14 protein-coding genes and 1 tRNA gene are annotated in these 14,435 nt (G+C 63.4%); 12 read left to right on the top strand and 3 right to left on the bottom strand.

The genetic code is table 11. The features are described from left to right. Nucleotides 1-167 precede the first annotated feature (167 nt). The 3 genes from HF955_RS02850 to HF955_RS02840 all read left to right on the top strand — a co-directional run bounded on the left by HF955_RS02850 (nucleotide 168) and on the right by HF955_RS02840 (nucleotide 2,120). A complete protein-coding gene (locus tag HF955_RS02850; RefSeq protein WP_291077698.1) occupies nucleotides 168-608 on the top strand; it encodes a DUF805 domain-containing protein in 441 nt (146 codons plus the stop codon). A gap of 154 nt (nucleotides 609-762) precedes the next feature. Then, nucleotides 763-1,293, top strand: a complete 531-nt coding sequence (locus HF955_RS02845; RefSeq protein WP_291077696.1) for a DUF805 domain-containing protein — start codon at nucleotides 763-765, stop codon at nucleotides 1,291-1,293. Nucleotides 1,294-1,316: 23 nt separating this feature from the next. Then, entirely contained in the window at nucleotides 1,317-2,120 is an 804-nt protein-coding gene (locus HF955_RS02840) for a hypothetical protein (RefSeq protein ID WP_291077695.1), read from the top strand. On the opposite strand, the gene lipB is transcribed toward HF955_RS02840, so the two are convergent. After that, complete coding sequence (gene lipB, locus HF955_RS02835; protein ID WP_367279771.1) at nucleotides 2,105-2,803, bottom strand: lipoyl(octanoyl) transferase LipB; 699 nt, start codon at nucleotides 2,801-2,803, stop codon at nucleotides 2,105-2,107. The genes HF955_RS02840 and lipB overlap by 16 nt on opposite strands. Before the next feature lie 85 nt (nucleotides 2,804-2,888). On the opposite strand from lipB, the gene HF955_RS02830 reads away from it, so the two are divergent. The 4 genes from HF955_RS02830 to HF955_RS02815 all read left to right on the top strand — a co-directional run bounded on the left by HF955_RS02830 (nucleotide 2,889) and on the right by HF955_RS02815 (nucleotide 7,423). Further along, nucleotides 2,889-2,973, top strand: a tRNA-Leu gene (locus tag HF955_RS02830). A 557-nt stretch (nucleotides 2,974-3,530) separates the two neighbouring features. Then, on the top strand, nucleotides 3,531-4,913 hold the full coding sequence (mgtE, locus tag HF955_RS02825) for a magnesium transporter (protein WP_291077691.1): 1,383 nt from the start codon (nucleotides 3,531-3,533) through the stop codon (nucleotides 4,911-4,913). Between the two features lie 107 nt (nucleotides 4,914-5,020). Then, the gene (locus tag HF955_RS02820; RefSeq protein WP_291077689.1) at nucleotides 5,021-6,214 is read left to right on the top strand and encodes a lysozyme; all 1,194 of its coding nucleotides are present in this window, start codon (nucleotides 5,021-5,023) and stop codon (nucleotides 6,212-6,214) included. A 36-nt stretch (nucleotides 6,215-6,250) separates the two neighbouring features. Further along, the gene (locus HF955_RS02815; protein WP_291077687.1) at nucleotides 6,251-7,423 is read left to right on the top strand and encodes an isovaleryl-CoA dehydrogenase; all 1,173 of its coding nucleotides are present in this window, start codon (nucleotides 6,251-6,253) and stop codon (nucleotides 7,421-7,423) included. On the opposite strand, the gene HF955_RS02810 is transcribed toward HF955_RS02815, so the two are convergent. Beyond that, nucleotides 7,420-9,216 (bottom strand): patatin-like phospholipase family protein, encoded by a 1,797-nt coding sequence (locus HF955_RS02810; protein ID WP_291077686.1) that lies wholly within the window; start codon nucleotides 9,214-9,216, stop codon nucleotides 7,420-7,422. The genes HF955_RS02815 and HF955_RS02810 overlap by 4 nt on opposite strands. 123 nt (nucleotides 9,217-9,339) lie before the next feature. On the opposite strand from HF955_RS02810, the gene HF955_RS02805 reads away from it, so the two are divergent. The 5 genes from HF955_RS02805 (at nucleotide 9,340) to HF955_RS02785 (ending at nucleotide 13,969) form a co-directional block, all read left to right on the top strand. Continuing rightward, entirely contained in the window at nucleotides 9,340-10,947 is a 1,608-nt protein-coding gene (locus tag HF955_RS02805) for a carboxyl transferase domain-containing protein (protein WP_291077685.1), read from the top strand. Between the two features lie 69 nt (nucleotides 10,948-11,016). After that, complete coding sequence (locus tag HF955_RS02800) at nucleotides 11,017-11,604, top strand: NAD(P)H-dependent oxidoreductase (protein WP_291077683.1); 588 nt, start codon at nucleotides 11,017-11,019, stop codon at nucleotides 11,602-11,604. A gap of 120 nt (nucleotides 11,605-11,724) precedes the next feature. Beyond that, nucleotides 11,725-12,033, top strand: coding sequence for an EF-hand domain-containing protein (locus HF955_RS02795; RefSeq protein WP_291077681.1), 309 nt, complete (start codon nucleotides 11,725-11,727; stop codon nucleotides 12,031-12,033). 84 nt (nucleotides 12,034-12,117) lie between these two features. After that, nucleotides 12,118-13,164, top strand: coding sequence for an acyltransferase (locus tag HF955_RS02790; RefSeq protein WP_291077679.1), 1,047 nt, complete (start codon nucleotides 12,118-12,120; stop codon nucleotides 13,162-13,164). 4 nt (nucleotides 13,165-13,168) lie between these two features. Continuing rightward, nucleotides 13,169-13,969, top strand: coding sequence for an enoyl-CoA hydratase-related protein (locus tag HF955_RS02785; RefSeq protein ID WP_027837157.1), 801 nt, complete (start codon nucleotides 13,169-13,171; stop codon nucleotides 13,967-13,969). A 16-nt stretch (nucleotides 13,970-13,985) separates the two neighbouring features. On the opposite strand, the gene HF955_RS02780 is transcribed toward HF955_RS02785, so the two are convergent. Further along, entirely contained in the window at nucleotides 13,986-14,306 is a 321-nt protein-coding gene (locus tag HF955_RS02780; RefSeq protein ID WP_291077677.1) for a hypothetical protein, read from the bottom strand. Nucleotides 14,307-14,435 lie beyond the last annotated feature (129 nt).

Below are 14,435 nucleotides of genomic sequence, written 5' to 3'. Positions count from 1 at the left end.
GCGAACCCCGCCACCGGCGGCGTTCATTAACCCTGCCCTAACCAATTTGGCGGCGAATCCGCCGGTATGGGGCAGGGGGCAGCTTAACGAGTCTTCCCTTGACCTTCACATCCCCGCGCCGAAAATGCGCGGACTTTCATGGTGAAAGCAATTCAAGGGGGCCGAGCATGGTCAGTTTTCCAGACGCAGTAAAAATGTTCTTCACGCGCTATGTGGATTTCCAGGGCCGGTCACGGCGCTCGGAATACTGGTGGGTGGTTCTGTTCAACCTGATCGTCTCACTCGTTCTGGTGGGACTTGCATTTGCCCTTGGCGGCAATTTTGAAAGCGGCGAGCTGAGCCCGATCGCAATGATCCTGTTTGCGGTGTTCGGCTTGTACATGCTCGCGATCATCCTTCCCAGCATCGCGCTCTTCGTGCGTCGCCTGCACGATATTAACCAGACCGGCTGGATCTATCTCGGCCTCGTTGTGGCCAGCCTGATTCCGTTCATCGGCTTCATCGCTTCGATTGCGATGATTGTGATCGCCTGCATTCCGGGCACAGTCGGACCGAACAAGTACGGTCCTGACCCGAAAGGCGGCGTTGCGGCGGATACCTTCGCCTAAATCCCTGTCCCGAACGGGTTTTCAGAAGAGCCGGACGCAGGCGTCCGGCTCTTTTTTGTTGCATGGTTTTATCGTTTATTGATAAGAACTCGAAACACGCCGCCCCGTCGCATGCCGGGCTGAACATCTGATCGGGAGACTGAACCCCATGGACATGAAACATGTCCTTCTGTCGTCAAAAGGCCGGATCGGCCCGCGCGTTTTCCTGCGCGGCCTGATTGTGCTGACGGCGGTCTTCATCCTCGTTCAGATGGCGGGGAATTTCGTCTCGCCGCTGTTCGGCCTGCTCGCCTATCCGATGGTCTATGCCTATGCCTGCCTGTTTTCCAAACGGCTGCACGATGCCGGGCATTCCGGCTGGCTGTTTCTCCTGTTCCTGCTTGGCTATTTCGTCGCCAACATGATCATCACCGGCCTGTTCCTGCCGATCCTGTCCCCGGTGGCGTTCGAGGCCTATTCGGTGTTCGGGCAGGACCTGGCCGGCCTGATGGAAGCCATGCGCACGCAATCGGAAGAGTTCGAGCATCTGACCGCTCTGCCCACCCAGTCCAGCCTGCTGCTCACCACGCTGACCAGCTTCCTGCTGACTTCGGCGTTGCTGGGCTTCATCGCCTCCAGGCTGTCGTCCGATCCGGGACCGAACCGATACGGCCCGCCGCCCGCATCTTCCGCTTCCCAATCCTGATTCCCCCGAAGGACCGCCCCGGCATGACCCATCACACCACCACCGCCATCGACCCGCACCGTCCCTGGATCCGCGACGAGCGTGATGACCCGTCCCGGATGGACTGGGCGCAGACGCTGTTCAATCCGCTGGGCATGACCGGCAAGCTGCATTTCAGCCGGGCCTGGACCTTCATGTTCATGGGTCGCCTCATTCTTTTCATCGTGCCGGTTTTCGTTGCCTTCATCGCGGGACTGGCTGGCGCGGACATGTCCGGTGCGTGGCAGCCGATCAAGGCCATCGGCCTGCCCTTGCCGGCGCTGCTTGTGCCGTTCTTCTTCTTTACCCTGGTGACAGAACTGACTTCCTGGGTGGCGCATGTGCGCCGTTTCGCGGAGGCCAACCGGTCAACCCTGAAGGCTGCCATTGTGCTGATCCCGCTATTCCTGGGTCTTGCCGGATTTGCGCTCGGCGTGGTTGCCGGCTCGGCGCAATTCGATGCGCAACAGGCAAAGCAGGCCGCGGCGGTTGAATCCGCTGCCACCGGCGACACCGCCGGAGACGCTGCTGCGACATCTCCTGAAGCAGCCGGTGAAGAGGCCAATGAAGAGGCCCGGCCGGAAGCCCGTGGCCCGCGCCGCAACGGGCCGCCGCCGACCCAGATGGAGATGGCCCTGGGCGCCGGAATGGGCTTCGCCTTCCCGCTCTGGGCGGTCTCATCCTTCTTTGTGATGCTGTGGACGCTGTTGCATGTCGCGCGGATGCCGAATGGCGGCGTCGGCCAGTTTCGCACCGGCAGCGACCTGACACGCGAAGAGCAGCGGCTGAAATCCTACGAAACGGCCTGAAGCGGGGCAGGGGCGCGGACCAGCCGGCTTTCGAAGACGGTCTCGAACGCGTCCTTCAGCGCCATGTCCACATCGTCCATGCTGGCAGGAATGCCCAGATCGACGAGGCTGGTGATGCCATAGCGCGGATCGGAAATGCCGCATGGCGTGATGCCGGTAAAATGCTCCAGATCCGGCTCCACGTTCAGCGAGATGCCGTGGAAGCTGACCCATTTCTTCAGGCGCACACCGATGGCGGCGATCTTGTCCTCGCGCAGCGGGCCGCCGGATTGCGTGCGGTCAACCCAGACGCCGACACGGCCATCGCGCGGGCCGGCCTCGACATTGAAGGCGGCCAGCGCGGCGATGATCCAGGCTTCCAGATTGTGCACGAAGGCGCGGACGTCCCGGCCACGGCGGGCCACGTCCAGCATCATGTAGGCCACCCGCTGTCCGGGGCCGTGATAGGTATATTCGCCGCCCCGCCCGGCATCGAAAACGGGAAAGCGGGCCGGGTCGCGCAAATCGCTGGCCTTGGCTGATGTGCCCGATGTGTAGAGCGGCGGATGCTCCAGAAACCAGACCAGTTCCGGCGCGCCGTCCTCGCGGATCGCGCGGGCTCTGGCCTCCATGAATTGCACCGCTGCCTCATAGGGAATCAGGCCATCGGACACGGCCCATTCGGTGTCGGGATATTTCTGCATCATCGGGCGCATATAGGCGACATTCAGGGCTTCACAAAGACCCGGTGTCGCCTTATACGGCCCGTCTGCCTCGAATGAGATACGTGCGGTCGTGGCGGAATTGGTAGACGCGCAGCGTTGAGGTCGCTGTGGGGCAACCCGTGGAGGTTCGAGTCCTCTCGACCGCACCATTCGATTGCGGTGGCGCCCGGCGCCAAAAATCGATCGAGGATCGATTTTAGCAATCGAATGAATTGAAAGACTCATCCCCGCTTCATTTCATTCCGCGATGGACGCCGCTCATGGCTGCTGCGGTGGCGCCCGGCGCCAAAAATCGATCGAGGATCGATTTTAGCAATCGAATGAATTGAAAGACTCATCCCCGCTTCATTTCATTCCGCGATGGACGCCGCTCATGGCTGCTGCGGTGGCGCCCGGCGCCAAAAATCGATCGAGGATCGATTTTAGCAATCGAATGAATTGAAAGACTCATCCCCGCTTCATTTCATTTCGCGATGGACGCCGCTCATGGCTGCTGCGGTGGCGCCCGGCGCCAAAAATCGATCGAGGATCGATTTTAGCAATCGAATGAATTGAAAGACTCATCCCCGATTTCCTGATGCGCCGACGCTGCAGTCATCGCCTCGCACGTGCCCCTGTGGGCCGCCTGTGACTTTCCCGCGAATCCCTGTCAGCTTCGCATATTCGGTTCTTGCCGACGCCGCGTAACCCCGGCATGAGAGGCGCTATGACAGACACGTCCCCTCAGCCCACTCCATCTGCCGAGACGCCGAATGTTGACCCGGATCTGCTGGACGACATCATCGACGCCATCGACGAGAAGGACACGCGCTGGCTGGCCCGCATGCTGCAGCGGATGCACCCGGCGGATGCTGCGGATGCGCTGGAGGCGCTGTCCTTCGACACCTTCTCCGATGCGGTGGAACTCCTGGGCGGGGAGCTGCCCGCCGACATCCTGATCGAACTGCGCGATTCCTATCGGGAAGAGGCGGTCGAAGTGCTGCCGGACGCGGTGGTGGCCAGCGCGCTGGACGAACTGGATTCCGATGACGCCACCACCATCCTTGAAGACCTGGAAGACGACCGGCGCGAGCGCATCCTGGAAGACCTTGCGCCGATTGACCGGGCCCAGCTGGAGCGCGGCCTCTCCTATGAGGAGGACACGGCCGGCCGTCTCATGCAGACGGAATTCGTCGCCGCGCCGGAATACTGGAGCGTCGGCCACGCCATCGATCATGCGCGGGAACTGGGCGAGGAATTGCCCGAAGTGTTCTACGAACTCTATGTCATCGATCCGGGCCACCGGCTGATCGGCATCGTGCAGCTGGCCACGTTGTTGCGTACGCCGCGCGATGTGCCCCTGTCGGACATCATGCAGGATCCGCTCTCGTCGCTGAAGCCCGACATGGACCAGGAGGAGGTGGCCTTCCAGTTCCGCAAATACTCGCTGGCATCGGCGCCGGTGACCGATGAAGGCGGCCGGCTGGTCGGCATGATCACCGTCGACGACATGGTGGATGTCATGCAGGAAGAGAACGCCGAAGACCTGCTCTCCCTGCTGAACGTGACATCGGCCGACGGGGCCGATTCCGTCTGGGATACCGTGAAGGCGCGGGCCCCCTGGCTGGGCGTGAACCTGTTCACGGCGTTCATCGCCTCGGCCATCATCTCGCTGTTCGAGGGCGCGATTGCGCAGGTCGTGGCGCTGGCAGTGCTGATGCCGGTCGTGGCGGCGCTGGGCGGCAATGCCGGCAGCCAGGGACTTGCCGTGGCCGTGCGCGCCATTGCAGAGCGCCAGCTGGATGGCGACGCCGCGCGCCGGGCCATTTTGCGGGAAGTGCTCAGCGGGTGCGTGAACGGTGCGATCTTCGCGCTTGGTGTGGGCCTGATCTCGCTGCTCTGGTTCCGCGACGTCCATCTGGCGCTCGTCATTGGCGCGGCCATGCTGGCGACCTTCATCTGGGCGGGCCTGTCCGGCATTCTCGTGCCGCTTGGCCTGAAGCGGCTGGGCGCGGACCCGGCCGTGGCCTCTTCCGTCTTCGTGCTGACGCTGACCGATGTGATGGCGTTTTTCAGCTTTCTTGGCCTGGCGTCTCTCGTCCTCCTGTGATCTGGGCAGACTCCGGCCAAATCTCGCCTCTCGGGTGAAAAGGCGCGAGTTTTGCAGCGCCTGACCGTAGAAAAAAACCAGACTGTCCCAAAATGGGAGCCATCTTCATGGCCCGGACAATGCGCACATCCGACAAGGGGGTCGAACTCATCAAGAGTTTCGAGGGCTTCCGTGCGCGTGCCAGCCAGCTGCCGGATGGCAAATGGCTGATCGGGTATGGCCATACCGAAACCGCCCGCGCCGGGCTCAGCGTCACGCCTTTCGATGCCGAACTCATCCTGCGCTATCACGACCTCAAACGGCTCGAGGACCAGCTGGCACGGCAGGTCTTCACGCCGCTGGCCCAGAATGAATTCGATGCACTGGCCTCATTCGTCTTCAATATCGGCCTGAAGGCGTTCGAGGGCTCGGACGTGCTCGCCCATCTCAATTCCGGGGATCGCATTCTGGCTGCCGAAGCCATGAATGGCTGGCGCCGGGGCAGGGTGGATGGCCAGATCCGCGTGATTGACGGTCTCGCGCGCCGCCGCGCCGTGGAAGTTGCCATGTTCCTGGATACGCCCTCGCAGCGCGTCGCCATCCCCAGCGCACTGGTCCGGCCGGAGCGGGACGGCCTGTCCGGGCTGACGGGCAATCGGGGCGGCGCCATCGTTCTGGAAACCGGGTCTGCGCCCGAACGGCCCCAGGCCGCGCCCGGCCGCGAAAGCGCCCCGCAGGCCGCAGCCCGCGCCGTGGCCCAGAGACTGACCCGCATTCTGGGCGAAAACGGCTCCCTGGCCAGCGGTGAGACCGAGCCGCCTGCCGGGGAAGATGCCACGGTGGACGAGATCACCCGGGCGGTGTCGGCCCTCGCCGGGGAGAACGGCCACGCCACTGAGGATGACGCGCCGCCGCCGTCCATGTCGGACCGGCGCCGCGCCTACCAGCCGCCGGACCTGACCGATCCGCGCGGGCAGGGCATGACGCTCGACAATCTCAGCCTGCCGCCATCGGACCGGAAAGTGATTGACGATCTGGCGCCGGTCGAGATCGACACGTCCCGCCTGATGACGCCCGCCGAGGAGGACCTTGCCGGATTTGCGCCGCCGCACGGACTGCGCTGGCTGCCCTTTGCCCTGCTCGCCGGTCTCGGCACGATTGGCCTGTATGACGGGCTGCGCCGCATCCTGACACGTCCCGCGACGCAGATGGGACAGGCTGCGGCGGAAAGCTACACCGGGCCGCTCATGACGCTTGGTGGCGGCTTCCTTCTGTTTGTGTCAGTCTATTATCTCTACCGCATGATGGCGCATGAAGATTAGGCTGACAGGCGGGGAAAGAATTGCTAGGTCACCGCCATGATCCCGAACACATATCCCACATTGAACTTTGATCTCGGCGAAACCGCCGACATGATCCGTGAAACCGTGGCAAGTTTTGCCCAGAACGAATTGGCGCCCCGTGCCGCCGAGATCGACCGGACGGACATATTCCCGCGCGATCTTCTGCCCAAGATGGGCGAGCTTGGCCTGCTCGGCATCACGGTCGAGGAAGACTGGGGCGGCACCGGCCTCGGCTATCTCGAACATGTTGTGGCGATGGAAGAGATTTCCCGCGCCTCGGCTTCGGTTGGCCTGTCCTATGGCGCGCACTCGAATCTCTGCGTGAACCAGCTGCGGCGCTGGGGCAATGACGACCAGAAATCCCGCTATCTGCCCAAGCTCATCTCCGGTGAGCATCTCGGCGCGCTTGCAATGAGCGAAAGCGGCGCGGGCTCTGACGTCGTGTCGATGAAACTACGCGCCGAGAAAAAGGGCGATCGCTATGTGCTGAACGGCACCAAGATGTGGATCACCAACGCGCCGGATGCCGACACGCTGGTCGTCTACGCCAAGACCGAGCCCGAGGCCGGCTCGCGCGGCATCACCGCCTTCCTGATCGAGCGCGGCTTCCAGGGTTTCTCCGTCGCGCAGAAGCTGGACAAGCTCGGCATGCGCGGGTCGGAAACCGGTGAACTGGTCTTCGACAATTGCGAAGTGCCGGAAGAGAATGTCATGGGCCCGCTGAATGGCGGTGTCGGCGTTCTGATGAGCGGACTGGACTATGAGCGCGCGGTGCTCTCTGCCGGTCCGACCGGCATCATGCAGGCCTGCATGGATGTCGTGATCCCCTATATCCATGACCGGAAACAGTTCGGCCAGTCGATCGGCGAGTTTCAGCTGATCCAGGGCAAGGTTGCGGACATGTACGTCCAGATGAATGCGGCGAAAGCGTATGTCTATGCCGTAGCCAAGGCCTGTGACCGGGGTGAGACGACCCGCAAGGATGCCGCAGGCGCCATTCTGTATGCGGCCGAAACGGCGACGAAGCTGGCGCTGGATGCGATCCAGATTCTCGGCGGCAACGGTTATATCAACGAATATTCGACCGGGCGCCTGCTGCGCGATGCCAAGCTCTACGAGATCGGGGCAGGGACCTCGGAAATCCGCCGCTGGCTGATCGGCCGGGAACTGTTTGGCGAGACGGCCTAGGCCGGGCAGCACTTTTCCTTTATGGCGGCGGCCTTGCCCTCGAAGGCCAGCTTGGCGGCGACATAGCCGGCCTCGACCGTTTCGTCATAAGCGTGCCAGTCGCGCAATTGCACATCGGCCAACTGGGGCAGGACGAGAACATCGGCCATGTCATGCCCGAATTTCGTGTCTGCACGGATCGTGGCGGTGCGCATCAGAAGGCCGGCAATGGGTGGCGGGCTGGAAAAGCCATTGTTGAACACCCAGCGGAAGAAGCCCGGCGGCTCGCGGAATTCGGCGAGATCCATATTCTCCGGCTGGCGCGTCACATCCGACCCGACCACGAAGCCGCGATGCAGGTCGCGCATGATGTCTGCCGGGAAATTATTCAGCACGGCGCCATCGACCAGAAGGTCATTGCCATCCACGACGGGCGGCAGGATGCCCGGCAGCGAGATGGTCGCGCGCAGGGCTTCGCGCAGAAGGCCATTGCGGTGGATGCGGGTCGCGCCGGAGGTCAGATTGGTTGAGGTGCAGAAGAACGGAATGTCCAGTTCGCCGATTTCGGCCTCCCCGAAATGCTCCCTCAGCCGGGCGTTCACCCGGGCCCCCTTGACCATTCCCACCACGGGCAGGTGATAGTCTCCCAGCGGATTGCTGTCGACAAAGGCCTGGCGAATGCGCCGGTCGATCTCGTCATCATCCCATCCCATGGCGACACACGCCGCCACGACGGACCCCATGGAGGCCCCGCCGACAAAATCGATGGGCAGGCCCAGCTCGCGCATCGCCTTGATCACGCCAATATGGGAATAGGCCCGCGCGCCGCCGCCCGACAGGATCAGCCCGATGGAGACGCCGGCCATGATGCGGGCCAGCCGGTCGCAATCCTGGCCGTCCACACGGCTCCAGTGGAACAGGCGGGTGGCGCCGGCGGCCTCCATCCATTGGGCGGGCTTTGCACCCTGGCGTTCATCACTGTGATGCAGCAACAGGACATCGACGAGCTTCAGCGTGCGGGCAGGGGACTGGTCGTCCGGCATCAGCGGGTTCGAGGGGCGGGCATCGGCGCGCCCGACCACCCAGATCCGGTCTGCCTGGCGCATCGACAGACGGTACCAGGCATTGTCGCCGATCGCCGAGACGAGGATCACGACATCATGCGTGCGCTCCAGTTCGTCGAAATAGGCTGCCGGACGTTCATCGCCCATCTGCTCGTCGACGATGATCGCCTTCCGGCCGAGGCGTTCGAGCGACCGCTTGATAGCGCGGCTGCGCAGCTTCAGGTCAATCGTCGGCGAGGTGGCGACCAGGGTGAAGACTTTCGGTGCGGCGCTCGGCGAGCGGTCATCGGCGCGGCCCAGCCGGGTCAGGATGATGCGAATCATCGCTTCCAGCAATTCCGGCTCGGCCCGCACCATCCGCTCCCAGCCCTTGCGGGAAATGCCGATCACTTCGGTATCGCGCAACGCATAGACAGAGCTGGTGTGCGGGGCGTCATTCGGCTGGCCGTCGCCGGTCAGGTCCACCCCGCCCAGGAACAGGGACATTTCCCCCGCCGGTTCACCGGACCGGATATGGCCGACGAATTCGGTCTTGCCGTGCGGGCCCTCGCGGAAGATGCCCAGCGTGCCCGACAGCACGAAATACAGCATGTCGGCAGGCTCCCCGGCCATGTAGAGTGGCTTGCCGGCTGAGATGGAGAACCAGATGGCTTCCTTGCCCGCGGCCCGCATGGCGCGGCGCGGCACATCCTTCAGGAATTCGATCGCACGCAGGCGCGGGGTGATGTCGATGCCCATGCTGGAGAACATGCCCATTTCGATTCCCTTTTCAAAGCCTTTCGCTCATGCCTTCTGTTCCAAATTCGCATGACGCCCGCGTGACACATGCGCCGGGCGCGGCTAAGCAGGCACAAAATTCCATTGGGAGGCGTTATGCCGGTTCTGAAATCCAGCCTTGATGTGTCCGGCAGCAAATTTGCCGCCAACAAAGCGGCCATGGAGACGCTTCTTGCCGAATTGCGCGGGAAAACCGCCGAAGCGGCCCTTGGCGGGCCGGAAGCCTCGCGCCAGCGCCATGTCGACCGGGGCAAGTTGCTGCCGCGCGAACGGGTCGAGCGCCTGCTCGATCCCGGGTCTGCCTTTCTGGAGATCGGCGCCCTGGCGGCCAATGGCATGTATGACAATGAGGCCCCCGGCGCGGGCCTGATCACCGGGGTCGGCCGGGTCGAAGGCCGTGAATGCCTGATCGTCTGCAATGACGCCACGGTGAAGGGCGGCGCCTATTTTCCGATGACGGTGAAGAAGCATCTGCGCGCCCAGGAAGTGGCGCTGGAAAATCACCTGCCCTGCATCTATCTTGTGGATTCTGGTGGTGCGAACCTGCCGCATCAGTCCGAAGTGTTCCCGGATCGCGAGCATTTCGGCCGCATCTTCTACAATCAGGCCCAGATGAGCGCGAAGGGCATCCCCCAGATCGCCTCGGTCATGGGCAGCTGCACGGCAGGCGGCGCCTATGTGCCGGCCATGTCGGATGAGACCATCATCGTGCGCAAGCAGGGCACCATCTTTCTTGGCGGTCCGCCGCTGGTGAAGGCCGCGACGGGGGAGGTGATCTCCGCCGAAGACCTTGGCGGGGCTGATGTACATGCCCGCCAGTCCGGCGTGGCCGACCATTATGCCGCCCATGATGCGCATGCGCTCGCCATTGTCCGGTCCATCGTCCGCACACTGGCTAAGCCGAAACCCCAGCCCTTTGATCTGACCGATCCGGCCGAACCGCTGTATGATCCGGCCGAACTGCATGGCCTGGTGCCGCAGGATGTGCGCGAGCCCTATGATGCCCGCGAAGTGATCGCCCGCCTCGTCGATGGCTCCGAATTCCATGAGTTCAAGAAACTCTACGGGGAAACACTGGTCTGCGGCTTTGCACGGCTTTACGGCATGCCGGTGGCGATCCTGGCCAATAATGGCATCCTGTTCTCCGAAAGCGCGCAAAAGGCCGCGCATTTCATTGAACTGGCCGATCAGCGCCGCATCCCGCTGGTCTTCCTGCAAAACATTACCGGTTTCATGGTCGGCTCGAAATACGAGGCCGGCGGCATCGCAAAGGACGGCGCCAAGATGGTGACCGCCGTCGCCACCGCCTCCGTGCCGAAATTCACCGTGGTGACCGGCGGCAGCTTCGGCGCCGGCAATTACGGCATGTGCGGCCGGGCCTACAGTCCGCGCTTCCTGTTCATGTGGCCGAATTCCCGCATCTCCGTCATGGGCGGCGAGCAGGCCGCCAGCGTGCTCGCCACGGTCAAGCGCGATGGCATTGAACGCAAGGGCGGGGAATGGTCCGCAGACGAGGAAGAAAGCTTCAAGCAGCCGATCCGCGATCTCTACGAGGCCGAAGGCAGCCCGTACTTCTCCACCGCGCGGCTCTGGGATGATGGCATCATCGATCCCGCCGACACCCGCCGCGTCCTCGGCCTTGCCTTGTCGGCCAGCCTGAATGCTCCGTTCCCGGATCGCGGGTTTGGCGTGTTCCGGATGTAGTATTCCTACGTATAAAACTGCCGCCATGCCCGTGTTACACAGCCCCTGTCCCAGACAGGAGGCTGTCCCATGCCCAGGAAGATCTGCATCATTGACGGCCATCCGGACCCGGACCCGAACCATCTGATCCACGCCTTGAGTGACGCCTATGAGGCCGGGGCGCGGGAAGAGGGGCATGCCGTTTCCCGTATCAATGTCGGCGAGATGGATCTGCAATTCCTCACATCGCAGGCGGAATTCGATGCGCCGCCGCCGGAACCCGTGCTGAGCGAGCGGGAGAAAATCGCCGACGCCGATCATGTCTTCATCGCCTTTCCACTCTGGCTCGGCGGCATGCCTGCCAGGCTGAAGGCCTTTTTCGAACAATCCGCCCGGGCAGGCTTTTTCCTGAAGCCGGGCGAGTCCGATCATCCCTGGCCGGAAAAGATGATGAAGGGCAAGTCCGCCCGCATCGTCGTCACCATGGGCATGCCGGATCTGATCTACCGGTTCGGCATGGACGCCGGGGCGCTGAAGGCGCTGGAGCGCGGCGTGCTGGGCCTGTCCGGGTTCGGGCCGATGCACCACACCATCATCGGCAGTGTGGGGGCCCTGACCTCATCCAAGATCGAGTCCTGGTTGACTTTCATGAAGGAGATTGGCGGGGAGGCCGCCTGAGTACGGCCTTCATTACATCTTCGTCGTGAACGTCTTTTCACGCATCATTACCGGGCCTTTCCTGTAGGGTCCTGACTGTCGCGGTCCCCTGCGACACCTGAAGTGAGAAGGAGTTCGAACATGATCAGACGCAGCAGCTTTCTCGTGACAGCCGCCATGATGACGGCCCTGATGGGTCATGCGGGTGAAATGCCCGACTTCTCGCAGCTGGATCTGGATGATGATGGCCTGATCAGCGAGGACGAATTCGTGAGCTACACTGCCAACGCGGGCATGGCCAGCGAGGCAGAGGCGAAAGCCAGGTTCACGAAATTCGACCTCAATTCGAACGGCACCGTGTCCGAGGAAGAACTGGCAGATGCCCTTGCTGCCTGGCGGGGACGGGCCGATTACAGCGCCACGACGCAGGCCAGCCAGCCGGCACGCTAGGCCGGCCAGCGTCTGACGCGCTGAAGGGGTCCGCCGGTCCAGCGGGCCCCTTTCCATTTGGAGCCGATACGCTACACAGCCTGCATGGCTCCAGCGCACCCGTCAGCGGCGAACCGGTTCGATTTCATCCGCCTGGTGCTGGCCATGGCGGTGTTTGCCTATCATGCGGTTGTGCTGTCGGCGCTCGCGCCGATGAGCGGTCTCGAGCGTATCTGGGGACAATTTGCCGAACTTGCCATTCAGGGCTTCTTCATCGTCTCCGGCGCGCTGGTGGCCGGCTCGCTCGCACGGTCGCAAAGCCTCGCCGATTATGCCGGCAAGCGCGTGCGGCGGCTCTACCCGGCCTATGCGGCCGTGATCCTGGTGCCGGCACTGATCAGCCTGCTGATGGGCGGGCAGGGGCGCGGCGTCGCCGAATATGTGACCGCCAATCTGGTCTTCCTGAATTTCCTGTCGCCAGACTTGCCCGGCCTGTTCGAGGGCAACCGGTTCACCGAGGTCAATGGCGCGCTGTGGACGCTGAAGATCGAGGTCATGTTCTATCTCTGCCTGCCGGTGATCGGCTGGGCGCTCCGCATGGCCGGGCGGGCGCGCTGGGCGCTTCTGCTCGGCCTGTATGCGGCAGGGGAGGCGTGGCGCCTCGGCTTGCCGGTCCTGCTGGACCATCCAATGGCCCCGCTGCTGGCGCGGCAGCTGCCCGGCCAGATGGCCTTCTTCGCCAGCGGTATCGCGCTCTGGCAGGTCTGGGAACTCGCCCGGTCCAGGCCGCTCCTGTTTGGCGCAGGGGGCCTGTTGCTGGCCGCGGTGTCATTCGTGCATCCCTGGCTTGAGCCCTTGCGCGCTGCGGGACTGGCCGGGCTCATCATCTGCATCGCCTTCCTGCCGGGCCCGGCGCTGAACGCCGCCCGCTGGGGCGATATCAGCTATGGCGTCTACATCACCCATTTCCCGATCCTGCAGGCGCTGGCCTGGCTCGGCGTGTTTGCAATGGCTGGCCATGCGGCCGGATTTGCGCTCTCGGCGCTGCTGGTGATCGCCGCCAGCTTTGCGCTGTGGCATCTTGTCGAGCGGCCCGCCTTGCGCCCGTCCAGCCACTACCGCAAGGTGGCGGACAAGACTGAACAGGACTGATCCCATGCGCGATTCCGAATACGATCTCATCACGCTCGAAGCGACGCAGGAGGGCCTTGCGGTCGTCACCCTCAACCGGCCCGATGTGCACAATGCCTTCAATGCCGAGCTGATCGCCGAGCTGACCGATGCCTTCCATGCCATCGCCGACCAACCCACCATCCGGATGATGATCCTGCGCGGGGCGGGCAAGAGCTTTTCCGCCGGCGCCGACCTCAACTGGATGAAACTGGCCGCCACGCATACCCGTGATGACAATGAGCGGGACGCGATGAACCTCGCTGAAATGCTGCGAACCCTTTATGAAATGCCCCAGATGACGCTGGCGCTGGTTCAGGGCGCGGCCATGGGCGGCGGGGCCGGCCTTGTCGCGGCCTGTGATGTCGCGGTCGCCATGGCCGGCACGAAGTTCCGTTTTTCCGAAGTCCGCCTCGGCCTGACCCCCGCCACGATCAGCCCCTTCGTGATCGAGGCAATCGGCCCGCGCTGGGCAAAGGCCCTGTTCACCACGGCCGAAACCTTCGATGCCGCCTATGCCGAGAAGATCGGTCTGGTCCAGTATGTCGTCGAGACCGATGCGGAGATGACGCAGATGGAGGAACACCTGGCCAATCTGGTCTTCGCCGCCGCGCCCGGCGCCGTGGCGGACTGCAAGGCGCTGGTGCGGGACGTGTCTGGCGTCTTCATCGACCGGGAGCTGAGCCAGGATACCTCGAAGCGCATCGCCGCCCGCCGCGTTTCGGACGAGGGCAAGGAAGGCATTGCCGCCTTTCTGGAAAAGCGCCCGCCCAGTTGGGGGAAATAGGGCGCGTGCCGCTGCGCTAGACCGGCAGGCCCCAGTCTCGCAGCAGGCCCAGAACCGCCGTGACAGGGTTGATGCCGGTCATCGCCTCGATCTGGTTCTGGAACACGAAGGCAACGATCCCGAACAGGATGATGTAGATGACGAACTGCATCAGCGATTTGAGGATGAAGGCGCCTGCGCTGCCGGCCACGAAGCCGATGGCTCCGAGAATCAGCGCGCCCGCCACCGGGCTCAGATTGCTGACATCCGCAGCCTGTGTGTAGCCGATATAGCCGCCAACACCGGCCCCGATAACACCGGCAACACTGCTGATCCGGATCCCTGAAGCATAGGCCATAAGACACTCCCGTGGTTTCTGCCCGTTAACCCTTACGATACGAGAATGGGCTGTCAAAGCCGGAATTTTGGCTCGCAATCGCCGCGTACCGGCCGGGCTCGCGCCCCCTTTGTGCCGTCTTCGCTGCAG

This window comes from Hyphomonas sp., assembly GCF_017792385.1.
Taxonomy (GTDB): domain Bacteria; phylum Pseudomonadota; class Alphaproteobacteria; order Caulobacterales; family Hyphomonadaceae; genus Hyphomonas.
The sequence above is the reverse complement of the archived record's forward strand: the minus strand, read 5'-3'. Positions and strand labels throughout refer to the sequence as shown.